Source organism: Duganella alba (genome assembly GCF_009674495.1).
GTDB lineage: Bacteria > Pseudomonadota > Gammaproteobacteria > Burkholderiales > Burkholderiaceae_D > Rugamonas > Rugamonas alba.
In genome coordinates, this window is the sequence record NZ_WKJN01000030.1 from 25,467 (window position 1) to 48,945 (window position 23,479).

Genomic DNA, 23,479 nt, shown 5'->3' on the forward strand with positions numbered 1-23,479 from the left:
GAAAACTGAAATTGGTGTAGGCTTGAAAACCATGGCGCCTCGCTACATACTCATGCATAATGTGAAACAAGCGTCTTATATCTTATAGAAGACTAGCAGTATCCCCCACGGAGAACCACGATGTATCAACATATCCAAGTACCGGCGGACGGCCAAAAAATTACCGTCAACGCGGATTTTTCCCTGAATGTACCAGATAACCCGATCATTCCCTACATCGTGGGTGACGGCACCGGCCGCGACATCACGCCGGTGATGCTGAAAGTGGTGGACGCGGCCGTGGCCAAGTCCTATGGCGGCGCGCGCCAGATCAAGTGGATGGAGATCTACGGCGGCGAAAAAGCCACCCAGGTCTACGGTCCCGACGTGTGGCTGCCGGAAGAGACGCTGACCGCGGTGCGCGAGTACCTGGTGTCGATCAAGGGCCCGCTGACCACCCCGGTCGGCGGCGGCATCCGTTCGCTCAACGTGGCGCTGCGCCAGCAGCTCGACCTGTACGTCTGCCTGCGCCCGGTGCGCTACTTCCCCGGCGTGCCGTCGCCGCTCAAGGAGCCGGAAAAGACCAATATGGTGATCTTCCGCGAAAACTCGGAAGACATCTACGCCGGCATCGAATTCGCGCAGGGCACGGAAGGGGCCAAGCGCCTGATCGACTTCCTGGTCAAGGAAATGGGCGTCAACAAGATCCGCTTCCCGGAAACCTCCGGCCTGGGCATCAAGCCGGTGTCGGTCGAGGGCACCGAGCGCCTGATGCGCAAGGCGATCCAGTACGCCATCGACAACGACAAGCCGTCGGTGACCATCGTCCACAAGGGCAACATCATGAAGTACACCGAGGGCGGCTTCCGCGACTGGGCGTATGCGCTGGCGCAAAAGGAATTCGGCGCCGAGCTGATCGATGGCGGCCCCTGGTGCAAGTTCAAGAATCCGAAGACCGGGCGCGACATCACCATCAAGGATTCGATCGCCGACGCCTTCCTGCAACAGATCCTGCTGCGTCCGGTCGAGTACAGCGTCATCGCCACGCTCAACCTGAACGGCGACTATGTCTCCGACGCGCTGGCCGCGCAGGTGGGCGGCATCGGCATCGCGCCGGGCGGCAATATGTCGGACTCGGTGGCGATGTTTGAAGCCACCCACGGCACCGCGCCGAAATACGCCGGCAAGGATTACGTCAATCCGGGCTCGCTGATCCTGTCGGCCGAGATGATGCTGCGCCACATGGGCTGGACCGAGGCGGCCGACCTGATCCTCAAGGCCATGGGCCAGGCCATCGCCTCCAAGCACGTCACCTACGACTTCGCGCGCCAGATGGAGAGCGCGGTGCAGGTGTCCTGCTCCGGTTTCGGCGAGGTCATGATCGAGCAGATGTAGGGTGGTTGGTTGTGGGCGCTGAACAACAGCGCCGGACGAAAAAAAACCTCGCAGCGCGAGGTTTTTCACATCTGCGGCTTAAAAAATTAAGCGGACTGGATGTTGGAAGCTTGCTTGCCTTTAGGGCCTTGCGTGACTTCGAACTGGACTTTTTGACCTTCTTTGAGGGTCTTAAAACCGTTCATGTTGATTGCGGAGAAGTGAGCGAACAAATCTTCACCGCCGTCATCAGGAGTGATGAAGCCAAAGCCTTTGGAATCATTGAACCACTTAACAGTACCTGTTGCCATAAAAAGAACTTTCAAAATTAAAACGGATCACACGAGCCATAAAAGCAAGAAGCTTCCTGCCCCTCTCCTCACGCCCACTTCTTATCAACATGTACATTTCTGTACGGAGCCGATAAACGCATTGTTAGCGGACCAAATTTGAAAGTCAAGCAGATTTGTATGCATTTTGCTACTTTTCCCACGATGGGTGAATTTGCAACTCTTGATTTTGCGGAATAGGGCGCCATCTGCGTCAAGTTCAGAAAACGCGTAAGATGGAAAACAATTGGATATGTGCAGCGAAATGCACATTGCATCAACCCCGAAAGCATTAGAATATAAGCGTATGGCAACCAAGCATGACACCGATACCGTCCTGGAAAGGCAAGCGCTGAAACCGCCACCCCTGTATCAAGTGGCGTTGCTGAATGACGACTACACCCCGATGGAATTCGTGGTCGCCGTGATCCAGGAGTATTTCAATAAAGACCGTGAAACAGCCACGCAAATAATGCTCAGTGTTCACCGCTATGGCAAAGGAGTGTGCGGCGTGTTCTCAAAAGATATAGCCTGTACCAAAGTGGAGTTCGTTTTAACGCATGCGCGCAAGGCAGGCCACCCCCTGCAGTGCGTGATGGAGGAAGTATGATTGCGCAGGAATTGGAAGTAAGTTTGCACATGGCGTTTGTCGAAGCCCGACAGGCGCGCCACGAATTCATCACGGTGGAGCACTTGCTGCTGGCCTTGCTTGACAACCCTTCGGCTGCCGAAGTGTTGCGTGCATGCGCCGTCAACATTGAAGATCTGCGCAAAACCCTGACCAATTTTATTGGTGATAACACCCCGACCGTGCCTGGCACGGGTGAGGTCGATACCCAGCCGACGCTCGGTTTCCAGCGCGTGATCCAGCGCGCCATCATGCATGTCCAGTCGGCCTCGAATGGCAAGAAGGAAGTCACCGGCGCCAACGTGCTGGTGGCCATCTTCGGCGAAAAAGACTCGCACGCGGTGTACTACCTGCACCAGCAGGGCGTGACCCGTCTCGACGTGGTCAACTTCATTTCGCACGGCGTGCGCAAGGACCAGCAGACCGACACCGCCAAGGCGTCGGAAGGCGTGGAAGAGGGCGCACCGGGCGGCGAAGGCCAGACCAAGGAAAGCCCGCTCGACCAGTTCACCCAGAACCTCAACAAGTCGGCCGCCGACGGCAAGATCGATCCGCTGATCGGCCGCGAGGACGAGGTCGACCGCGTGATCCAGATCCTGTGCCGCCGCCGCAAGAACAATCCGCTGCTGGTGGGCGAAGCCGGCGTCGGCAAGACCGCCATCGCCGAAGGCCTGGCCTACCGCATCACGCAAGGCGACGTGCCGGAAATCCTGCAGAATGCCGTGGTGTATTCGCTGGACATGGGCGCGCTGCTGGCCGGCACCAAGTACCGCGGCGACTTCGAACAGCGCCTCAAGGCCGTCCTCAAGCAATTGAAGGACAACCCGAACGGCATCCTGTTCATCGACGAGATCCACACCATCATCGGCGCCGGCTCGGCCTCGGGCGGCACGCTGGACGCGTCCAACCTGCTCAAGCCAGCGTTGGCCAACGGCCAGCTGAAGTGCGTCGGCGCGACCACCTACACCGAATTCCGTGGCGTGTTCGAGAAGGACCACGCGTTGAGCCGCCGCTTCCAGAAAGTGGACGTCAATGAACCGACCGTCGAGCAGACCGTGCAGATCCTGCGCGGCCTGAAGTCGCGCTTCGAAGAGCACCACGGCGTGAAATACTCGTCGTCGGCGCTGTCGACCGCGGCCGAACTGGCGGCGCGCTTCATCAACGACCGCCACCTGCCGGACAAGGCCATCGACGTCATCGACGAAGCCGGTGCGGCGCAACGCATCCTGCCGAAGTCGAAGCAGAAGAAAACCATCGGCAAGACCGAGATCGAGGACATCATCTCCAAGATCGCGCGCATCCCGCCGCAGACCGTCAACCAGGACGACCGCAGCAAGCTGCAGACCATCGACCGCGACCTGCGCAACGTGGTGTTCGGCCAGGATCCGGCGATCGAAGCGCTGGCGTCGGCGATCAAGATGGCGCGCGCCGGCCTGGGCAAGACCGACAAGCCGATCGGCTCCTTCCTGTTCTCCGGTCCGACCGGCGTCGGCAAGACCGAGGTGGCGAAACAGCTGGCCTTCATCCTCGGCGTCGAGCTGGTGCGCTTCGACATGTCGGAATACATGGAGCGTCACGCCGTGTCGCGCCTGATCGGCGCGCCGCCGGGCTACGTTGGTTTCGACCAGGGCGGCCTGCTGACCGAAGCCATCACCAAGAAACCGCACACGGTGCTGCTGCTCGATGAGATTGAAAAAGCCCATCCGGACATCTTCAACATCCTGCTGCAGGTGATGGACCACGGCACGCTGACCGACAACAACGGACGCAAGGCCGACTTCCGCAACGTGATCATCATCATGACCACCAACGCGGGCGCCGAGAGCCTGCAGAAGTCGTCGATCGGTTTCACCAACACCAAGCAGGCCGGCGACGAAATGGGCGACATCAAGCGCATGTTCACGCCGGAGTTCCGCAACCGTCTGGATGCGATCATCAGCTTCCGTGCGCTGGACGAGGAAATCATCCTGCGCGTGGTCGACAAGTTCCTGATGCAGCTGGAAGAGCAGTTGCACGAGAAGAAAGTCGAAGCGATCTTCACCGAGAAGCTGCGTGCTTTCCTGGCGAAGAAAGGGTTCGACCCGCTGATGGGCGCGCGTCCGATGTCGCGCCTGATCCAGGACATGATCCGCAAGGCGCTGGCCGACGAGCTGCTGTTCGGCCGCCTGGTCACCGGCGGCAAGGTCACCGTGGATCTGGACGAGAAGGACAACGTCAAGCTGGAGTTCCCGGAACCGCCGGACGCCGCACCGGCGCCGCCACCGGAAACGGTCGAAGTCGAGTAAGCTGCCATCGCTCCCCCCAAAACCCGCGCTCGTCGCGGGTTTTTTTTCGCCGTTGTTCTTTACATTGACTAACAGCTGTAACGGGGATGTATGTACATGATGCGGGCTGTAACGCAGTGTAATTATCCACCGTTGCATGTATCCAAGTGCATACTTTGGCAATGTTTACTTCGCAACATGCATGACTGACTATGGTTGAGTTCCAGTCTATACAAGTCTGGCAACACAATCCGCCCGCGACACATAGAGGCGGTCATTCAACAAAAAAGAATCGGGAGTAACACATCCATGTTGAGAAAGACTGTATTGGCACGCACGCTGACGCTGGCGTTTGCCACGCTGGCGACCAGCGCTGTCCTGGTTCCGAACGCAATGGCGCAATCCAATGCTTCGGGCAATATTTACGGCCGGATTGAAACACCGGCCGGCATCACCGTGCAGATGGTTAATACCGATACTGGGCTGAAACGCACGGTGACGCCGGGGCCTGACGGCCGCTACAACGCCACCGCCATGCCGATCGGCCACTACAAGATCGACATGCTGAAAGACGGCGCCACCGTCAACACGGTCGAGGTAGATGTGCTGGTGGGCCGCGGGGTGGAAGCCTCGTTCGGCAATGTGCAATCGGTGCAGGTGAGCGGTCGCCGCACCCGCATCGACGTCTCCAACGCCAACAACGGCGCCAGCTTCACCGCCAAGGAACTGGCGTCCCTGCCGATTGCGCAAAGCGTCGATGCGATCGTCCAGCTGGCGCCGAACACCACCCGCGCCGACCCGCGCTACGCGGCCGGCGCCTCCTTCGGCGGCGGCGGCGCTTCCGAAAATGCCTACTACATCAACGGCTTCCCGGTCACCAATCCGCTGACCCAGCTGGGCGCCTCGGAACTGCCGTTCGGCGCGATCGCGCAGGCGCAGGTGCTGACCGGCGGCTTCGGCGCCGAGTTCGGCCGTTCGGTCGGTGGCGTGGTCAACATCACCACCAAGAGCGGCACCAACACCTGGGAGGCCGGCGCCCAGTACAGCATCGAGCCGAACTCGATGCGCGCCAAGCAGAAGGATGTGTACTACGGCCACACCGGCGATCCGGCCAATATGGACCACACGACCGCCGACGGCACGTTCGTCAAGGGTACCGACGGCACCATCTACGCCATCAACCGCTTCAACACCGACACCACCAAGAAATATGGCGCGTATGTCGGCGGTCCGATCATCGAGGACAAGCTGTTCATGTTCATCGCTGCCGAGCAGACCAAGCAGGACCGCGGCAGCGTGGCGCAAACGGTCGATTCCTCCTCGCTGTCGCAGAATGGCTGGCAGCAGGATCAGAACAAGACCACCCGCTACATGGCCAAGTTCGACTGGAACATCACCGACAACCACCGTCTGGAGTGGACCTCGATCGGCGACAAGCCGGAGACCGACGAGCAACTGTCGGGCTTTGACTACGGCAGCGGCACGCGCAATGGCGTGGTCAGCGCCAACGCCCACTACGAGAGCATCGCCAACAAAACGCCGACCACCGGCGCCCGCACCAACATCCTGAAGTACACCGGCAACTGGACCGACGACCTGACCGTCAACGCCCTGTACGGCCGCATGCACACCAGCCACGTGTCGTCGCTGGGTGGCTACGATCCCACCATGCCGGAGATCAACGTCACCTCGGTCGGCCATGCGCCGGGCATCGACTACCCGAGCAATCAGCCGTATTCCGGCCGCATCGCCGCGCCAAGCTCGTATGACGAAGTGACCTCGGCGCGCTTCGACGTCGAATACAAGCTGAACAACCACAAGCTGCGCGCCGGTTTCGACAACAACAAGCTGTCGTCGTTCGGCGCTGGCGAAGTGCAGGCCGGCGGCAACAGCTGGGTGTATGACAGCACCCAGACCCCGGACGTGCCGATTTCGCTCAACGGGTACAAGGCCATCGTTTCTTCCGGCGGCGGCCTCGGCACCCAGGGCTACTATGTCAGCAAGCGCATCTTCAGCGACATCACGGCGGCCTTCTCCGACCAGTCGGCGCAGTACCTGGAAGACCAGTGGCAGGTCAGCAAGGACGTGCTGGTGACCCTGGGCTTGCGTGACGAGCAGTACAAGAACAAGAACGGCCTGGGCCAATCCTTCCTGGAAGTGAAGAACCAGCTCAACCCGCGCTTCAACGCGGTGTGGGACGCCAACGGCGACTCGTCGCTGAAAGTGTACGGCAGCGCCGGCCGCTATTCGATCCAGATCCCGACCCATGTGGCGGTGCGCGGCGCCTCGGTCTCCACCCTGACGCAGCAATACTTCACCTACACCGGCGTCGACAAGAACGGCGCGCCGACCGGCCTGACGCAGCTGACCCCGGTCACCTCGTCAGACAACGAGTTCGGCCAGCCGAAGCTGTACCAGACCGTGGCGGCGCAGGACCTGAAGCCGAGCTACCAGGACGAGGCCACCATCGGCTTTGAGAAAGCCTGGTCGCCTGACCTGAACTTCGGCGTCAAGGCCACCTACCGCAAGCTGAAATCGACCATCGATGACTTCTGCGACCAGCGTCCGTTCGACACCTGGGCGACGGCGCATGGCGTCGATGAATCGAACTGGGGCGGCTTCATGTGCGCATCGATCAATCCTGGCCGCGACAACACCTTCCTGGTGGACTTCGCCGGCACCGGCACCAACCTGACCAAGGTGACGCTGACCGCCAAGGACATGGGCTTCGAGGAGGCCACCCGCACCTACGCGGCGCTGGACTTCTTCGCCGAGCACCCGATGCGCAACGGCTGGTATGGCCGCATCAACTACACGCTGGCGCGCAGCAAGGGCAATACCGAGGGCCAGACCCTGTCCGCCGTGGCGCAGACCGACGTCGCCGCGACCGAGACCTGGGATCACCGCGAGATCATGGAGAACGCCAACGGCCTGCTGCCTAATGATCGCAAGCACCAGATCAAGGCTTTCGGCGTGTGGGAGATCTCGAAGCAGTGGTCGGTGGGCGGCAATGCCCTGATCGCCTCCGGTCAGCCGATCACCTGCCTGGGTAACTATCCTGGTCCGCTGGTGGATGCCGATCCTGGCTTCCCTGACTACGGTTCGGCCTACCACTACTGCAACAACAACGCCACGTCGACCACGCCGTCGCCGCAGGGCTCCGCCGGCCGTCTGCCATGGGACATCCGCTTCGACATGGACGTGGTCTACAAGCCTGAGCAGCTGAAAGGCATGGCTTTCAAGATCGACGTGTTCAACGTCTTCAACAAGCAGACCGTGCAGCAGATCGACCAGCAGTACAACAACCAGGACTACAGCATCTCGCCGACCTACGGCACGCCTGGTCCGTTCCTGGGCTACACGGCGCCGCGCAGCGCCCGCTTCACGGTGGAATACAACCACCGCTTCTAAGCGCCGCTGTGTCGCTTTGAACCCGCGCCATGCCGATGGCGCGGGTTTTTTTTCACCGTCTGTCCAAGCTGTGCCAAAATTGCCGATCCATACGACAACCTTTGACACTGGCCCATGAACCTGTCCCGCCGACTTGCCCTGATGCTGATGTCCGCCGGCCTGCTGTCGTCCGCCGTCGCCGCCGATGCCTACTACCGCTATCCTGCCATCCGCGGCGACAGCGTGGTGTTCACCGCCGAGGGCGACCTGTGGCGCACCGGCGTCCATGGCGGCCAGGCCCAGCGCCTGACCACGCATCCGGCGGCCGAGACCAACGCCGCCATCTCGCGCGACGGCCAATGGGTGGCCTTCTCGGCTGCCTACGAAGGCGCGCAGGAAGCCTACGTGATGCCGCTGGCCGGCGGCCTGCCCAAGCGCATCACGTTTGAAAACGGCGCCGTCTCGGTGCTGGGCTGGAGCGCGCAGGGCGAGGTGCTGGTCAGCATGGCGGGCGGCACCGGGCCGGGGCGCAGCTTCGTCATCGCCGCCGTCCAGCCGGACACGCTGCAACGCCGCATCTTCCCGCTGGCCGACGCCAACGACGCCGTGCTCGACGACGCCGGCAAGACGCTGTACTTCACCCGCAATGGTCTGGCGCTGACCAACGACAACGTCAAGCTGTATCGCGGCGGCGCCACCGCGCAGCTGTGGCGCTACGACGTCGGCGGCAACGGCGAAGCGGTGCAACTGCTGGCCGCCGACACCGGCAACAACAAGCGTCCGATGTGGTGGCAGGGCCGCCTGTACTTCATCAGCGACCGTGGCGGTTCGGACAATCTGTGGACCATGGCCGCCGACGGCAGCGATCCGCGCCAGCTGACCCAATACGCCGACTGGGACGTGCGCAACGCCGCCATGGGCGACGGCCGCATCGCCTACCAGCTGGGCGCCGACCTGCACGTGCTGGACCTGGCCAGCAACAAGGATGAACAGCTGGCCGTCAGCCTGGTGTCGGACTTCGACCAGCAGCGCGCGCGCCAGATCCGCTCGCCGCTGGAAAGCCTGACCAATGTGCAGATCGCCGGCAAGTTCGAGCGCCTGGTGCTGACCGCGCGCGGCCGCGTCAGCGTGGCCGGCACCGGCGTGCAGCGCCGCGTGGAAATCGCCATTCCGGAAGGCTCGCGCGCGCGTGAAGCAGTGTTCAGTCACGACGACAAATCCATCTACGCCATCGTCGACACCACCGGCGAAAACGAAATCTGGAAATTCGCCGCCGATGGTTCCGGCAAGGGCGAGCAGTTGACCAGGGACGGCACCAACCACCGCTGGAAGCTGTACCCGTCGCCGGACGGCCGCTGGCTCGGCCACACCGACAAAAAGGGCCGCTTCTGGCTGCTGGACCTGGCCACCAAGGCCAACACCATCATCGACGATGCCGGCAAGTCCGGCGCCGGCGAGTACGAGGAAATTCTCTGGTCGCCGGACAGCAGGAACCTGGCGCTGGTCCGCGCCGGCAGCACCGAGCAGCGCGAGCAGATCGGCCTGTTCAACCTCGACACAAGGCAGCTGAACTTCGTCACCAGCGACCGTTATACCTCGCGTTCGCCGGTGTTTTCGCCGGACGGCAAATGGCTGTACTTCCTGTCGGCCCGTAACTTCACGCTGGCCAACGGCTCGCCATGGGGCGACCGCAACATGGGCCCCGTGTTCGACAAGCGCACCGGCATCTACGCGCTGGCGCTGCAACCGGAAAACCGCTTCCCGTTCAAGCCGGACGATGAACTGAGCAAGCCGGCCGACAAACCGGCCGAAGGCGCCACCGAGCAGGCGGCCGAGAAGGCGGCGGAAAAAGCCGTGGCCAAGGCCGCGCCCAAGCCTGCAGGCAAGGCGCTGCCGGCCATCGTCTACGCCGGCCTGGCCGAGCGCCTGTACGAAGTGCATCTGCCGCCGGGTAATTACAGCGGCCTGCAGATCGACGACAAGCGCCTGTACTTCATCGACGCCGACGGCGCCGATGGCAAGGCCGCGCTGAAAACGCTGGCCACCGCCAGCAACGATCCGAAGGCGGAAGTGTTCGCGGCCAATGTGCGCGAGTTCGACCTGTCCGCCGACCGCAAGCATCTCTACTACCGCACCATCGCCGCCAACGGTCCGGGCGACATGCTGGTGGTGGAAGCGGGCGCCAAGGCGCCGACGGACACCAGCAAGGCCAAGGTCAAGGTGGACGACTGGACCTTCACCTCCAATCCGCGCCTGGAATGGAAGCAGATGTTCAACGACGCCTGGCGCATGCACCGTGACTTCCTGTACGACGTCAAGATGCGCGGCGCCGACTGGCCGGCCGTGCGCGCCAAGTACGCGCCGCTGGTGGACCGCGTGACCGACCGCGCGGAGCTGGACGATGTGCTGGGCATGATGATCAGCGAAGTCGGCGCGCTGCACTCGCAGATCCGTCCTGGCGACATCCGCAAGCCGACGCCGGAAGGCACGCCGGCCGGCCTGGGCGCGCTGCTGACGCGGACCGCCGACGGCTATCGCGTCGATCACATCTACGCCAGCGAACCGGAACTGCCTTCGCAACGCGGCCCGCTGGCGCAAGCCGGCGTGGACGTGAAGGAGGGCGACATCATCACCGCCGTCAACGGCAAGCCGGTGCTGGAGGCGCGCGACATCGCCGACCTGCTGCTGAACCAGGCCGACAAGCAGGTGCTGCTGCAGGTGAAGCGCAAGAACGACACCCGTCCTGTCATCGTGCTGCCGGTGAACATGACCAGGCAGTTCGGCCTGCGCTACAGCGACTGGGAGCAATCGCGTGCCCGCCAGGTGGAAGCAGCATCCAGGGGGCGCATCGGCTACCTGCATCTGCGCGCCATGGGACCGGCGGACATCGCCTCGTTCGCGCGCGACTTCTACGCCAACGTCAACCGCGAAGGCCTGATCATCGACGTCCGCCGCAACAACGGCGGCAACATCGACAGCTGGATCATCGAGAAGCTGCTGCGCAAGGCGTGGGCGTTCTGGGCGCCGCCGGGCGTGGCGCCGTCGCCGAACATGCAGAACACCTTCCGTGGTCACCTGGTGGTGCTGGTGGATGAATACACCTATTCGGACGGCGAGACCTTCGCCGCCGGCATCAAGTCGCTGGGACTGGCGCCGCTGGTCGGCAAGCGCACCGCCGGCGCCGGCGTCTGGCTCAGCGATAACAACCGCCTGAGCGACAACGGCATGGCGCGCGTGGCGCAGATGGGGCAGTTCCACGCCGAAGACGGCCAGTGGCTGATTGAAGGCGTGGGCGTGACGCCGGACGTGGTGGTGGACAATCCGCCGCACGCCACCTACCAGGGCCAGGACCGCCAGCTGGAAGTGGCGCTGGAACTGCTGGACAAAAAGCTGAAGGAGCAGCCGGTCAGGCCGTACACGCCGCAGGTGATCCCTGGCCTGAATGTCCGGAAGTGAACAGCGGTGTTGGCGCGCCAGTGTTCGATAGCGTTCATTTCCGCACACCGCGCCGCCGCGAGCGCATGAATCCATGTGGCACGGAGTTTGCAATCTGAGCTGGCAAACTCACAACAAACGGGACACACATGGATTTTCGCATCGGCTGGCGCACACTGATACAGGAACCGGCGTACACGCTGGCGGTCATGCTCGGACTGAGCGCGGGCCTGGCGGCGTGCCTGCTGCTGCTTGGCTTCGTGCGCTACTCGCTGGAGTACGACGCCTCCGTGCCGGACGTGGACAATATCTACGTCGTCCGCCACCGCTTCAATGTCGATCCCACCGAGCCGCTGTACGACCTGGCGCCGATGTTCCTGCGGAATGCGGCGCTGAAGATGCCCGGCGTGGTCGATGCCACGACCTACATTCCTGCGCGCGAAGAGGTCATGCCGATCGCGGTCCGTATCGACCGCAAGATGCTGCGCGTGCGCGCGTTGGTCGTGCTGCCGGGCTTTGAACGGATACTCGGTCTGCGCGCGCTGTACGGCGATCTGCCTGGTGCGCTGGAACGTCCCGACCGCATCGTGCTGACCGAGGCGACGGCGCTGCGCTACTTCGGCACCGCCGACGTGGTGGGCCGTATCGTCCACATGGAGGGCAAGCCGCAGCAGGTGGGCGCTGTCGTCGCCACGCCGCCGTCGAACACCACCATCCCGTTCGAGATGCTGTTCGGCGTGAACTCCACCTTCGCCGAAGAGGTGCGCCACGAGATGATGACCGGCGAACACGGATGGATCGGCAAGATACTGATCCGCGTCCGTCCCGGCACCTCGATCTCCGCGCTGACCGACAGCCTGCAACAGGTGGTGGACCACACGCCCAGCGTGCAAAGCTTTCCCGCCGAGGTAATGGCGCGCCTGGGCAAGCGCAAGACCATGGACATCTCCCTGTCGCCGCTGCGCGACGCCTACTTCACCCAGAACCTGCGCAGCACCATCGCGCTGGTGGGCGACCGTGGCGATCCGGTGGTGATCGCCGGACTGGCCGCCATCGCCGTGCTGATACTGGTGCTGGCGGCGATCAACTACGTCAACCTGGCCACGGTGCGCGTGCTGCGCCGCCAGCGAGAGGTGGCGATGCGCAAGGTGCTGGGCGCCGGCCTGCCGCAATTGGCGTTGCAGTTCATGCTGGAGTCGCTGCTGGTGTCGATGCTGGCCACGGCGCTGGGATTGCTGCTGGCCTGGCTGGCGTTGCCGATGTTTTCGGAGCTGGTCAACCGCCAGCTGGACGACCTGTTCACGGCGTCGAATATCGCCGCGTCCTTCGGCATCGGCGCCTTGCTCGGCGTGGTAAGCGCGATCTATCCCGCCGTGATTGCGCTGCGGGTGCATCCAACGCAGGTGCTTGCCGGCCGTCCCGGCACCGAGTCCGGCGCCAGCATGCGGTTGCGGCGCGTGCTGACAGTGATACAGATCGCGGCGGCCATGGGCCTGGCCGGCGTCAGCATCGCCATCGCCTGGCAAACCCATTACGCGCTGACCTCGTCGCCCGGTTTCGATCCGTCGCCGCTGCTGGTGGTCGACATGCCTGAGCGCGTCAAGGACAGCCCAACGGCGCATGGATTCTATACCGCGCTGTCGGCGCAGACCGGCGTGGACGGCGTGGCGGTGTCGGACGATCCGGTCGGACGTCTGGACTGGAGCTGGTCGCGCGACCTGCAACGTCCCGGCGGCCAGGCGGCGACCATGGAGATGAAATCGGTCAGCACGAACTTCTTCGAGCAGTTGCGCATCCAGCCGGTGGCAGGGCGCCTGTTCCAGCGCGGCGTGGATGCCGACGATGACCTTGTGCCGGTGGTGATCAACGCCATCGCCGCGCGCGCGCTTGGCTTCGCGTCGCCGCAGTCGTCGGTGGGCGAAACGGTATTGTTCACGGGCTTCGACAACAAGACCATCCGCAAGACCATCGTCGGGATCGCTCCCGAATTGCGTTTCCGCTCGCTGCGCGAAGCGCCGCGCGCCACCGCCTATGAATTGCGTACCGCCGGCGCCTCGCTGACCGTGCGCGTGCACGGGCCGATGGCGGACGTCGAGCGCGCGGTGCGCGAACTGTGGCCGCGCTACTTCCCCGAATCGCTGCTGCGCATGCACCGCGCCGACGAGGTACTGGCCGTGAACTACGCCGAGGACGCGCGCATGGCCAAACTGCTGGCCAGCGCCACCTGCCTGGCGCTGATCATCGCCGGCGTCGGCACCTACGTTTTGTCCGCCAACACCGTGCAGCGCCGCGCCAGGGAAATCGTGTTGCGCAAGCTGCACGGCGCGCGGCGCGGCGACATCGGCCTGCTGGTGCTGCGCGAGATCGGTACGCTGATACTGATCGCCGCCGCGATCGGTCTGCCGCTGGCGGCGATCGCCATCCAGCGCTACCTGGCCGGCTATGTCGAACACGCGCCGGTCGGCTACTGGACCTTGCTGTTCGCGCTGGCGCTGACCCTGGTGATCGCGCTCAGCGCCATCAGCCGCCACGCGTGGCTGGCCATGCGCCTGTCGCCGGTGGAGGCGCTGCGTAGTTGACCTTTTGGCGATGTCGTACTTTGGAGCTGTCGTACAATGTCGCCAAATGATAAATATAACGACAAACGTAAAACCTTCTTCCCACATCCGCCGCCGCCAGACCTTGGCCCTTGTACTGCTGGTGGTCTGTGGCGTCATCAACTACCTGGATCGCGCCACGCTGGCGGTGGCCAACGAATACATCCGCGCCGATCTGGGCCTGTCGCTGGGCCAAATGGGCTTGCTGCTGTCGGCCTTCTCCTGGAGCTACGCCTTGTGCCAGCTGCCAGTTGGCGCGCTGGTGGACCGCATAGGGCCGCGCTGGCTGCTCGGCATAGGCCTGGTGGTATGGTCGGTGGCGCAGGCGGCCGGCGGATTGGCTTCGACCTTCGGCTGGTTCGTCATCGCACGCATAGCGCTGGGCATCGGCGAGGCGCCGCAGTTTCCGTCGGCGGCGCGGGTGGTCAGCAACTGGTTTCCGGTCCGCGCGCGCGGCACGCCGACCGGCATCTTCAACTCGGCATCGCCGCTCGGCGTGGCGCTGGCGCCTCTGTGCCTGCCGCCGCTGATCGCCGCGACCAGCTGGCACTGGGCCTTCTTCGCTACCGGTGCGATGGGACTGGTGGCGGCGGTGGTCTGGCTGGTGCTGTACCGCGATCCGGTGCATCAGAAAATGAGCGAGGAGGAACGCGCCTATCTGGAAGTGGAAGCGTCGCGCGACGCTGCGCCGAAAGCCGCATCGACATCGTGGCTGGCGCTGTTCCGCTATCGCACCACGTGGGGCATGATGCTGGGCTTCTTCGGTTCGGTGTACCTCAACTGGGTTTATCTCACCTGGCTGCCGGGCTATTTGCGCACCGAGCGGCACATGGAGTTTGCCCACGTCGGCATCGCCGCCGCCATTCCGTTCATGTGCGGCTTTGCCGGCGCGCTGGTCGCCGGATGGGCTTCGGACCGTGTGGCGCAAGGCGCGGCGTCGCCCCTGCTCGGCCGCCGCAACGCGGTGGTGGTGTCCACGCTGGGCATGGTGGCGTTCACGATTCCGGCGGCGCTGGTCGATAGTAATGTGGTGGCGGTGGCCTGTATCTCCATCGTCATCTTCCTGGCCAATGCCTCGTCGGCCTGCGCCTGGTCGCTGGCGACGGTGGCGGCGCCGCCGAGCCGCATCGCCTCGCTGGGCGCGCTGCAGAATTTCGGCGGCTTCCTTGGAGGCGCGCTGGCGCCGGTGTTGATGGGCTATATCGCGCAGTCCTGGTCCTTCGTGCCGGCGCTGCTGACCGGCGCCGGTATCGCCTTCCTCGGGGCCATGTCGTACCGCTACCTGGTGGTACGGCCGATTCCCGAACTATAGGCTGGTCAGCGCCTTGAATTGCGCGGCGCGGCGGCGGGAAACTTCCACCTGCAACTGGTCGCGCAATGTCAGATCCAGGCCGCCGGCATCATTCGGCTCCACCTGTTCGACGTAATCGAGGTTAATGATGTGACGGCGGTTGGCGCGGAAGAAGTGCTGCGGATCGAGTTTTTCTTCCAACTGGTTCAGTGAGCGCAGCATCAGCGGCTGCTGGCGTTCGAAGTACACGCGGGTATAGTTGCCGTCCGATTCAAACAGGCGGATGTCCTGCACCGCCACGAACCAGCATCGCTCGCCGTCCTTGATGAACAGCTTTTTCGGCGTGGTTGCTGCGGTAGTGCTCTGGCGCCGCACCGCACAGCGCTGCAAGGCCGACGCCATGCGCGCCGCCTGGATCGGCTTTTGCAGATAGTCCAGCGCATTCACCTCGAACGCCTGCAAGGCGTATTGGTCGAAGGCGGTGGTGAAGATCACCTCCGGCGCTTCCTCCAGCGACGCCAGCATGTCGAAGCCGGAACCGCCCGGCATCTGCACGTCGAGGAAGATCAGGTCCGGCTTGAGCGCGGCGATCTGCTGCACGCCGTCGGCGGCATTGACTGCCTCGCCCACAATTTCCACTTCAGGATGCGCCGCCAGCAGGCGACGCAGTTCGGCGCGCGCAAGGCGCTCGTCGTCGATCAGTAATGCCCGCATCAGGCAATCTCCGGTAAGGTCATGGTGGCGCGTACCCAGCCACTGTTTTCAGATAAATCCAGCTGCGCGGTTTCGCCCAGGGCCAGCGCCAGCCGCTTGCGCGTGTTGATCAGGCCCACCTTGGTGGAATTCGCAAACGGCACAATCGCGCCCAGGTTGGCGATCTCGATATGCACCGCGCCGTTGTCCATGCGCTCCGCTCGGATGCGAATGTCGCTGCCGGTGGGACTGGCCTCGACGCCGTACTTGACGGCATTTTCCACCAGCGTCTGCAAGGCCATTGGCGGAATGCGCACCTGCTCCAGGCCCATGCCGATTTCCACGCTGACGCGCATGCGTTCCTCGAAGCGGATCTTCTCGATCGACAGGTAGGCCTGCACCGCCTCGATCTCTGCCGCCAGCGGTACCGTGTCGTGATGGCCTGATTGCAGGGCATAGCGCATCACGCTGGCCAGCTGGTCGATCATCAGCGCCGCCGCATCCGGCTCTTCGTAAATCAGCGCGCGCACACTGTTCATGCTGTTGAAGAAGAAGTGGGGATTGACCTGCGCCTGCAAGGCGCGCAGCTCGGCGTCCTTGGCGGCGACTTCCAGCCGCAGCGCTTCCGACTCCGCGCGGTTGGCGCGGCGCAGCGACAGCACCGCCATGTAGAAGATATTCCACACCATGTGCACCGCCCACCATGACAGCAGCGCGCCGGGCAGCCAGTCTAACCCGCGCGACATGGTCGACGGCATCAGCACGACGTAGCCGAGATACTGCACGGCGGTGTGCAAGGTTCCCAGAGTCAGGATCGCGCACAGCACCAGCTTCCATCCGGTGCGCCGGCCGCTGCGGATGCGCCGCTTGAGCGCCCGGTGCCACACATCGGAGATGATGATGCCGCTCACTGCGCCCCAGCAGGTGACCCACATCAGGCCTGGCATGCGGGTCGCGCCCATGGCAAAGGAGAACAGCGGCAGGAAGCCCCAGCCAGCCAGCTGGAAGATCCAGTACCAGTTCAGGCGCGCGATCAGGGGGCGTTTCTCGGTCATGGCGATCAATTCGATCAATTCAGGAAGTTATCGATGCGATCATACATCCAGGTTGGATCGTCGTACATGATGAAGTGGCGGGCGTTGTCCGCCATCTCCACGCGCACGCCCTGCAGCTTGGCATACTGCGTGGTGTAGACGGCGGTGATGGCTTCCTTCGGCGCATAATCCTTGTAGGCGATCCAGGTGCCCATCACCAGCGTCGGCGCCTTGATGCGGCTGACATCATCGCGCAGGTCGGCCGCCATCAGCTCCGCCATGCTGTTGATGACGGTGTCGCGGTCCGACGACTTGCCGGTATTGAGCGCGCGGTCGATGTCCTCCTGTTTCGTGATCATGGTGCGCAGCGTGCGTAACTGGCTGGTGCGGAAGGTTTCGGCGTCCTGCGCCTTCATGCTGGCGGCCATGCCGTCGGCCATCTGCTTGAGCTGTGCGCGGGTGATGTTCGGCGCCTGCGTGGCGCCCAGCGCCGGCAACGAGTCGACGATCACCAGCTTGCCTACCTGTTCAGGGTGATCCGCCGCCAGCTTCATGCCCAGATAGCCGCCCAGGCTATGGCCGATGACGACGGGGTGATTGAACTTGTTGTCGGCGATGTAGGCGCTCAGTTGCTGTTCCGCTGCCGGCAGCAGCGCTTCCTTGATGGCGGGCTGGCCTGCGAAACCGGCCAGTGTCAGCACGTGGCACTGGTATTTGCCGCTGGCGCAGTAGTGCGCCACTGTGCCGTCCCACACGCTGCCGGACGACGCCAGGCCGGGAATCAGGATGATCGGCGCGCCGGAACCGGTGACATCGACTTTGAAGGCAGGGTGGTCGGCTGCGGCGGCATGACCCAGCATCAATGTGGCGGCGACAGCGGCGATGGTTTTGATCAGCATGGTGTTCTCCGTTGGTGAGTAAGTGGAGCCATGCTATCGGCGCCGCCGGTATGCGGCGACGCCTTTGGGATGAGCGGTTTTTTAGCGGGATGAGTGGTCGCGCTTCGACCGCAGCGAGATGGCGTCGAACACGCCGTCGCGCAGCAGCAGCGCGTGCCCCAGGCCGGCGACAATGTGGCCGAGGATCAGCAGGAAGAAGGCCTCGCCCAGCAGCGTGTGCAGCGCACGCAGCGTCACATAATGCGCCAGGTTGGGCGCCACCAGCGGCGGCAGCGGCCAGCCGGCGATGAGCGGCAGCGGGAATCCGCCGGCCGACAACATCGCCCAGCCGATCAGCGGCATCGCCAGCATGCAGCCGTACAGCAGCCAGTGCGAGGCGTGCGCCGCCAGGCGGATGGGCGCCGGCACGCTGGCCGGCAGCGGCGGCGTTTTGCCGGCGAGGCGCAGCAGCAGGCGCAGGACCGCCAGCACCAGCAGCGCCACGCCCAGCGGCTTGTGCAGGTTGACCAGCGTGACATGCCAGGAAGAGACTGTGGTGACCATGCCGGTGCCGATCAGCAGCATGGCGATCAATAACGGCGCCATGGTCCAGTGGAGCAGGCGCACGGCCAGGGAGAAGCGTTGGGGTGTCATGGCGTGTCCTTATTTCGCATGCAGCGCGGCTTGTTCGCGGGCGCGCAGGTTGAACGAACTGTCGTAGGCGCCGGAGCGCGCGGCCAGCAGCGGATCGTCGGACACCTTGATCCCGCTCGGCAGGATGGTCGGGTCGAAGTTGATGTCGCGGCATGGGCCGTCGTCCTGGGCGACCGCGCGCTCCAGCGTCAGCACGCCGGCGTCGACCACCGGGCGGTCGGCGGGCCAGGCGACGGTGGCGTCGTTGACCTGATCTCCCGCCTGCGCCAGTTGCAGTTGCAGATGCCAGCGCGCCGTGCCGTTTTGCAGGCGCGCGATCAGTTCATCCTGCAGGGTGTTCGGTGCGGTGACTCCTGGCGGCAGCTGGTCATAAGCCGCATCCGGCTTCACCGACCAGCGTGCAAGCTGGATGTGCCCCATGCCGTCCACCAGCCTGAAGGCGTTGATGCTGTAGAACGTGGAGTTAATGAAGGACGACGATGGCGGATTCGCCTTCAACCATTGGCGGAAGGGTGCGGTTTCCGGATGCGCCTTGAAGAACGCCTGCAGTTTGGCGCCATCCGGCTTGCCGGTGGCGGGATCGGGACGCGCCGCCTGGAGGCTTTCGTAAAACGCCTGCGGCGTGTTGACGATAAAGATAGGCGTGTTGTTCATCCCCGTGCGCCATTGCTCGCCGTTGGCGCTGGTGAATTGCAGCGCCAGGCTGCGCACCGGGCTGGAAGTGTCGGCCACCGAGGGATTCCCGCCCGGCACGGCAAAGCGTCCGACCACCGGCGTGCGCACCTGGCCGAACACGCTGGCGGTGGAGTAGCGGCTGGCCTGCCCATTGCCTTCGAAGTAGCCGACCACGCACACGCCCTTGGCGTGGTTGCGGCGGAAGCCGGGATGCTCGCCGGCGTTGGCGGTAAAGCTGTTGGTGATACGCCGCGGCGTCAGACGGTCAGGCGAGAACCAGCCGGCCGCATAGGCGTAGCCGGCAGCCAGCGCGCAGGCGGCGCAGGCGATTGCCGTCAGCGGCAGCACGTATGATTTTGGAGCGGACATTGCAAACTCCCTGCATGAAATGAGTCGCCCATTCTATACAGGGAAGGATGACCTGAGAATGACGCTTAAGTTACAGCGCCGTCATCTTCGGCCTTCAGCTTGCGCCACAGCGTGGTGCGGCTGATGCCGAGGTAGTCGGCGGCGGCGTCGCGGCGGCCGCCGAAGCGCGCCAGCACGTCGGCGATGCGTTCGGTGGCTGATGCCGGCGCGGGCAGGGCGCTGGTGGCGGGCGTTCCCAGCTCGGGAGCGACGCTGAGGACGAATGCCGGCGTCAGCGCCTGCAGCGGTTCGGCGGCCAGGAACAGCGCCAGGCGCTCGGTCAGGTTGCGCAGTTCGCGCACGTTGCCGGGCCAGGCGTAGCGTTGCAGCAGCGGCGCGCAGGCCGCCATTTCGGCATGCAGGTTGGGATGCGGGCGCGCGCCGAGCGACGCCAGCGAATTTTTCAGCGACCATTCGGCCAGCGTCATCACGTCTTGCGGCCGCGCGCGCAGTGGTGGCAATGTCAGGCGCAGCACCGCCAGCCGGTAGAACAGGTCGGCGCGGAAGCGGCCTTCGCGCACGCGCTGTTCCAGGTCGCAGTGGGTGGCGCTGATGATGCGTACATGTACCGGTATCGGGCGCGTGCCGCCGACGCGCACCACCTCGCGCTCTTCCAGCACGCGCAGCAAACGCGTTTGTAGCGTCAGCGGCATTTCGCCGATCTCGTCGAGGAACAGCGTGCCGTGGTTGGCCGCTTCGAACAGGCCCGCGTGGCCGCCGCGCCGTGCGCCGGTGAAGGCGCCTTCCTCGTGGCCGAACAGTTCCGACTCCAGCAGCGATTCCGCGATGGCGCCGCAGTTCACCGCCACGAACGGCCGGTTCTGGCCCAGTGTGCGTGGCGCCTCGCGGTGGATGGCCTGCGCCACCAGTTCCTTGCCGCAGCCGGTTTCGCCTTGTATCAGCACGGTGGCGGGCGATTTCGCGTACAGCACCACCGACTGCCGCACCGTCTCCATCGCCGCCGAGTCGCCGCGCAGATCGTTGATGCCATGCTTGGCGCGCAGCGTGTCCGTCACCACGGCGCTGCGTGCGCGGTTGCGGTTGGATTCGAGCTGCGTCAGGCGCGCCATTTCCAGCGCGTCGTCGAAGGCGTGGCGGATCGAAGCGGCGGAGTAGACGAATACGCCGGTCAGCCCCGCTTCCTCGGCCAGGTCGGTGATGCGTCCCGCGCCGACAATGGCCTTGATGCCTGCCGCCTTCAGGTCGTTGACCTGCGCGCGCGCGTCTTCCTCCGTCACGTAGGTGCGCTGCGCAACATCGAAGCCGAAGGTGCTGGAAAACTCGGCCAGTTCCGCCAGCCGTTCCTGGTAGGTGATGATGCCGATGCGGTCCGACACGCGCCGCGCGCGCGCCAGCGCCTGCATCACATCGAAGCCGCTGAATTTGGCGATCACCACCGGCACCGACAGCCGGCCTTTCAGATAGGCGGCGTTGGAGCCGGCCGAGATGATGGCGTCGCAGCGTTCCGTCGCCAGCCGCTCGCGGATGTATTTGGCGGCTTCCTCGAAACCGAGGTTGATCGGTTCGATCGTGGCCAGGTTGTCGTATTCCAGCGTGATGTCGCGGAACAGGTCGGACAGGCGCGACACCGAAACCGTCCAGATGACCGGCTTGTCGTTGCTGTCGAAGGGCAGGGGCGTGGAATGTCGCATGTTTCAATTGTAGTTCATTTTCGTTTCAGATGAAACATTGATGCAACGTGATGATAAGCTAAGTGATTGATTTATATAAGCTGATGCATTGGCACGCCCCTTGCAATACAAAGCGCAACTTCAACGCAACACCGAAAGGTCACAACATGAGTCAATATTCCGCAGGCGCCGCGTTCCGCAAAGCCGTCCAGGAAGAGTCCCCTTTGCAGGTGGTCGGCGCGATCAACGCCAACCATGCGCTGCTGGCCAAGCGCGCCGGCTTCAAGGCGATCTACCTGTCCGGCGGCGGCGTGGCGGCGGGTTCGCTCGGTCTGCCGGACCTGGGCATCTCCAACCTGGACGACGTGCTGACCGACGTGCGCCGCATCACCGACGTGTGCGACCTGCCGCTGCTGGTCGACGTCGACACCGGTTTTGGCGCCTCCGCCTTCAATGTCGCCCGCACCGTCAAGTCGATGATCAAGTTCGGCGCCGCCGCCATGCACATCGAAGACCAGGTCGGCGCCAAGCGCTGCGGCCATCGTCCCGGCAAGGAAATCGTATCGAAGCAGGAGATGGTCGACCGCATCAGCGCCGCCGTCGATGCGCGTACCGACGACCAGTTTGTCATCATGGCGCGCACCGATGCGCTGGCGGTGGAAGGCCTGGACGCCGCCATCGAACGCGCGGTCGCCTGCGTGGAAGCGGGCGCCGACATGATCTTCCCGGAAGCGATGATCAGCCTCGATATGTATAAAAAATTCGCCGCCGCCGTGAAAGTGCCGGTGCTGGCCAACATCACCGAATTCGGTTCGACGCCGCTGTTCACCGTGGACGAGTTGCGCAGCGCCGACGTGGGACTGGTGCTGTATCCGCTGTCCGCCTTCCGCGCCATGAACAAGGCGGCGGAAAACGTCTACGGCGCCATCCGCCGCGACGGCACGCAGCAGAACGTGCTCGACACCATGCAAACCCGCGCTGAACTTTATGAGCGCATCAATTACCACAGCTTCGAGCAAAAGCTCGACGCCCTGTTCGCCGCACAGAAGAAATAAGAGGAGACACCAAATGACCGAAGCCACCACCTTCAAACCAAAAAAATCCGTCGCCCTGTCCGGCGTCGCCGCCGGTAACACCGCGCTGTGCTCCGTCGGCAAAACCGGCAATGACCTGCACTATCGCGGCTACGACATCCTGGACGTCGCCACCACCTGCGAGTTCGAGGAAATCGCCTACCTGCTGGTGCACGGCAAACTGCCAGCCGAGTCGGAACTGCGCGGCTACAAGGCCAAACTGCGCTCGCTGCGGGGCCTGCCGCAAGCCGTGAAATCGGCGCTGGAGGCATTGCCGGCATCCGCGCATCCAATGGACGTGATGCGCACCGGCGTCTCGGTGCTGGGCTGCGTGCTGCCGGAGAAGGACGACCACAACACGCCAGGCGCGCGTGACATCGCCGATCGCCTGATGGCGTCCTTTGGCTCCATGCTGCTGTACTGGTATCACTTCAGCCATAACGGCAAGCGCATCGAAGTGGAAACCGACGACGACTCCATCGGCGGCCACTTCCTGCATCTGCTGCACGGCCAAAAGCCGCAGGAATCGTGGGTGCGCGCGATGCATACCTCGCTGATCCTGTACGCCGAACACGAGTTCAACGCATCGACCTTCACCAGCCGCGTCATCGCCGGTACCGGCTCCGACATCCACTCGGCCATCACCGGCGCCATCGGCGCGCTGCGCGGCCCGAAACACGGCGGCGCCAACGAAGTCGCCTTTGAGATTCAGAAGCGCTACGAAAATCCGGACGAGGCGGAAGCCGACATCCGCAGCCGCGTCGCCAACAAGGAAGTGGTGATTGGCTTCGGCCACCCGGTGTACACCGTCTCCGATCCGCGCAACGTGGTGATCAAGGACGTGGCGCGCCAGCTGTCCGAGGAAGCCGGTTCGACCAAAATGTACGACATCGCCGAGCGCCTGGAATCTGTGATGTGGGAAATCAAAAAGATGTTCCCGAACCTGGACTGGTTCTCCGCCGTGTCGTACCACATGATGGGCGTGCCGACCGCGATGTTCACTCCGTTGTTCGTCATCTCGCGCACCTCCGGCTGGTCGGCGCACATCATCGAGCAGCGCATCGACAACAAGATCATCCGCCCAAGCGCCAACTACGTTGGCCCTGAAGACCTGAAATTCGTCCCGATCAAGGACCGTAAATAATC

The 23,479-nt window shown here is 63.8% G+C and carries 16 protein-coding genes; 9 read left to right on the forward strand and 7 right to left on the reverse strand.

Features of this window, described 5'->3' with window-relative positions:
* Positions 1 to 120: 120 nt before the first annotated feature.
* Positions 121 to 1,374, forward strand: a complete 1,254-nt coding sequence (gene icd / locus GJ695_RS23455) for an NADP-dependent isocitrate dehydrogenase (RefSeq protein WP_154369082.1) — start codon at positions 121 to 123, stop codon at positions 1,372 to 1,374.
* An 86-nt stretch (positions 1,375 to 1,460) separates the two neighbouring features.
* Here icd and cspE read toward each other — a convergent pair whose 3' ends face one another.
* A complete protein-coding gene (cspE, locus tag GJ695_RS23460; protein ID WP_008446468.1) occupies positions 1,461 to 1,664 on the reverse strand; it encodes a transcription antiterminator/RNA stability regulator CspE in 204 nt (67 codons plus the stop codon).
* A 325-nt stretch (positions 1,665 to 1,989) separates the two neighbouring features.
* On the opposite strand from cspE, the gene clpS reads away from it, so the two are divergent.
* The 6 genes from clpS (at position 1,990) to GJ695_RS23490 (ending at position 15,308) form a co-directional block, all read left to right on the forward strand.
* Positions 1,990 to 2,292 (forward strand): ATP-dependent Clp protease adapter ClpS, encoded by a 303-nt coding sequence (clpS, locus tag GJ695_RS23465; RefSeq protein WP_154359498.1) that lies wholly within the window; start codon positions 1,990 to 1,992, stop codon positions 2,290 to 2,292.
* Complete coding sequence (clpA, locus tag GJ695_RS23470) at positions 2,289 to 4,595, forward strand: ATP-dependent Clp protease ATP-binding subunit ClpA (RefSeq protein ID WP_154369084.1); 2,307 nt, start codon at positions 2,289 to 2,291, stop codon at positions 4,593 to 4,595. Before clpS ends, clpA begins: the two co-directional genes overlap by 4 nt.
* 288 nt (positions 4,596 to 4,883) lie before the next feature.
* A complete protein-coding gene (locus tag GJ695_RS23475) occupies positions 4,884 to 7,985 on the forward strand; it encodes a TonB-dependent receptor (protein ID WP_154369086.1) in 3,102 nt (1,033 codons plus the stop codon).
* A 114-nt stretch (positions 7,986 to 8,099) separates the two neighbouring features.
* Entirely contained in the window at positions 8,100 to 11,420 is a 3,321-nt protein-coding gene (locus tag GJ695_RS23480) for a S41 family peptidase (protein ID WP_166455311.1), read from the forward strand.
* 128 nt (positions 11,421 to 11,548) lie between these two features.
* Entirely contained in the window at positions 11,549 to 13,978 is a 2,430-nt protein-coding gene (locus GJ695_RS23485) for an FtsX-like permease family protein (protein WP_154369088.1), read from the forward strand.
* A 46-nt stretch (positions 13,979 to 14,024) separates the two neighbouring features.
* Positions 14,025 to 15,308 (forward strand): MFS transporter, encoded by a 1,284-nt coding sequence (locus GJ695_RS23490; RefSeq protein WP_154369090.1) that lies wholly within the window; start codon positions 14,025 to 14,027, stop codon positions 15,306 to 15,308.
* Here the strand turns inward: GJ695_RS23490 and GJ695_RS23495 are convergent.
* The 6 genes from GJ695_RS23495 to prpR form a co-directional block, all read right to left on the reverse strand.
* The gene (locus GJ695_RS23495; protein ID WP_154369092.1) at positions 15,303 to 16,001 is read right to left on the reverse strand and encodes a LytR/AlgR family response regulator transcription factor; all 699 of its coding nucleotides are present in this window, start codon (positions 15,999 to 16,001) and stop codon (positions 15,303 to 15,305) included. The genes GJ695_RS23490 and GJ695_RS23495 overlap by 6 nt on opposite strands.
* The gene (locus GJ695_RS23500; RefSeq protein WP_154369094.1) at positions 16,001 to 17,035 is read right to left on the reverse strand and encodes a sensor histidine kinase; all 1,035 of its coding nucleotides are present in this window, start codon (positions 17,033 to 17,035) and stop codon (positions 16,001 to 16,003) included. The genes GJ695_RS23495 and GJ695_RS23500 overlap by 1 nt, the downstream gene beginning before the upstream one ends.
* A 14-nt stretch (positions 17,036 to 17,049) precedes the next feature.
* Positions 17,050 to 17,913, reverse strand: coding sequence for an alpha/beta fold hydrolase (locus GJ695_RS23505; protein ID WP_154369096.1), 864 nt, complete (start codon positions 17,911 to 17,913; stop codon positions 17,050 to 17,052).
* 81 nt (positions 17,914 to 17,994) lie between these two features.
* On the reverse strand, positions 17,995 to 18,546 hold the full coding sequence (locus GJ695_RS23510; RefSeq protein WP_154369098.1) for a cytochrome b: 552 nt from the start codon (positions 18,544 to 18,546) through the stop codon (positions 17,995 to 17,997).
* A 9-nt stretch (positions 18,547 to 18,555) separates the two neighbouring features.
* Positions 18,556 to 19,590: a catalase family peroxidase gene (locus GJ695_RS23515; RefSeq protein WP_154369100.1), complete on the reverse strand. Its 1,035-nt coding sequence runs from the start codon at positions 19,588 to 19,590 to the stop codon at positions 18,556 to 18,558.
* Positions 19,591 to 19,655: 65 nt separating this feature from the next.
* Complete coding sequence (gene prpR / locus GJ695_RS23520) at positions 19,656 to 21,281, reverse strand: propionate catabolism operon regulatory protein PrpR (protein WP_154369102.1); 1,626 nt, start codon at positions 21,279 to 21,281, stop codon at positions 19,656 to 19,658.
* Positions 21,282 to 21,427: 146 nt separating this feature from the next.
* Between prpR and prpB the strand changes: the two genes are divergently transcribed.
* Both prpB and prpC read left to right on the forward strand, forming a co-directional pair.
* Positions 21,428 to 22,315 carry a methylisocitrate lyase gene (gene prpB, locus GJ695_RS23525; RefSeq protein WP_154369104.1) on the forward strand — a complete coding sequence of 296 codons (888 nt, stop codon included), beginning with the start codon at positions 21,428 to 21,430 and terminating at the stop codon, positions 22,313 to 22,315.
* A gap of 13 nt (positions 22,316 to 22,328) precedes the next feature.
* Complete coding sequence (gene prpC / locus GJ695_RS23530) at positions 22,329 to 23,477, forward strand: bifunctional 2-methylcitrate synthase/citrate synthase (RefSeq protein ID WP_154369105.1); 1,149 nt, start codon at positions 22,329 to 22,331, stop codon at positions 23,475 to 23,477.
* The last annotated feature ends 2 nt before the right edge of the window (positions 23,478 to 23,479 follow it).

Coding starts and splice junctions, on each gene's coding strand:
- cspE (WP_008446468.1), bottom strand. CDS start 1,664: ATGGCAACAGGTACTGTTAAGTGGTTCAATGATTCCAAAGGCTTTGGC.
- GJ695_RS23485 (WP_154369088.1), top strand. CDS start 11,549: ATGGATTTTCGCATCGGCTGGCGCACACTGATACAGGAACCGGCGTAC.
- GJ695_RS23475 (WP_154369086.1), top strand. CDS start 4,884: ATGTTGAGAAAGACTGTATTGGCACGCACGCTGACGCTGGCGTTTGCC.
- prpB (WP_154369104.1), top strand. CDS start 21,428: ATGAGTCAATATTCCGCAGGCGCCGCGTTCCGCAAAGCCGTCCAGGAA.
- GJ695_RS23510 (WP_154369098.1), bottom strand. CDS start 18,546: ATGACACCCCAACGCTTCTCCCTGGCCGTGCGCCTGCTCCACTGGACC.
- prpC (WP_154369105.1), top strand. CDS start 22,329: ATGACCGAAGCCACCACCTTCAAACCAAAAAAATCCGTCGCCCTGTCC.
- GJ695_RS23490 (WP_154369090.1), top strand. CDS start 14,025: ATGATAAATATAACGACAAACGTAAAACCTTCTTCCCACATCCGCCGC.
- clpA (WP_154369084.1), top strand. CDS start 2,289: ATGATTGCGCAGGAATTGGAAGTAAGTTTGCACATGGCGTTTGTCGAA.
- GJ695_RS23505 (WP_154369096.1), bottom strand. CDS start 17,913: ATGCTGATCAAAACCATCGCCGCTGTCGCCGCCACATTGATGCTGGGT.
- clpS (WP_154359498.1), top strand. CDS start 1,990: ATGGCAACCAAGCATGACACCGATACCGTCCTGGAAAGGCAAGCGCTG.
- GJ695_RS23495 (WP_154369092.1), bottom strand. CDS start 16,001: ATGCGGGCATTACTGATCGACGACGAGCGCCTTGCGCGCGCCGAACTG.
- GJ695_RS23480 (WP_166455311.1), top strand. CDS start 8,100: ATGAACCTGTCCCGCCGACTTGCCCTGATGCTGATGTCCGCCGGCCTG.
- GJ695_RS23500 (WP_154369094.1), bottom strand. CDS start 17,035: ATGACCGAGAAACGCCCCCTGATCGCGCGCCTGAACTGGTACTGGATC.
- prpR (WP_154369102.1), bottom strand. CDS start 21,281: ATGCGACATTCCACGCCCCTGCCCTTCGACAGCAACGACAAGCCGGTC.
- GJ695_RS23515 (WP_154369100.1), bottom strand. CDS start 19,590: ATGTCCGCTCCAAAATCATACGTGCTGCCGCTGACGGCAATCGCCTGC.
- icd (WP_154369082.1), top strand. CDS start 121: ATGTATCAACATATCCAAGTACCGGCGGACGGCCAAAAAATTACCGTC.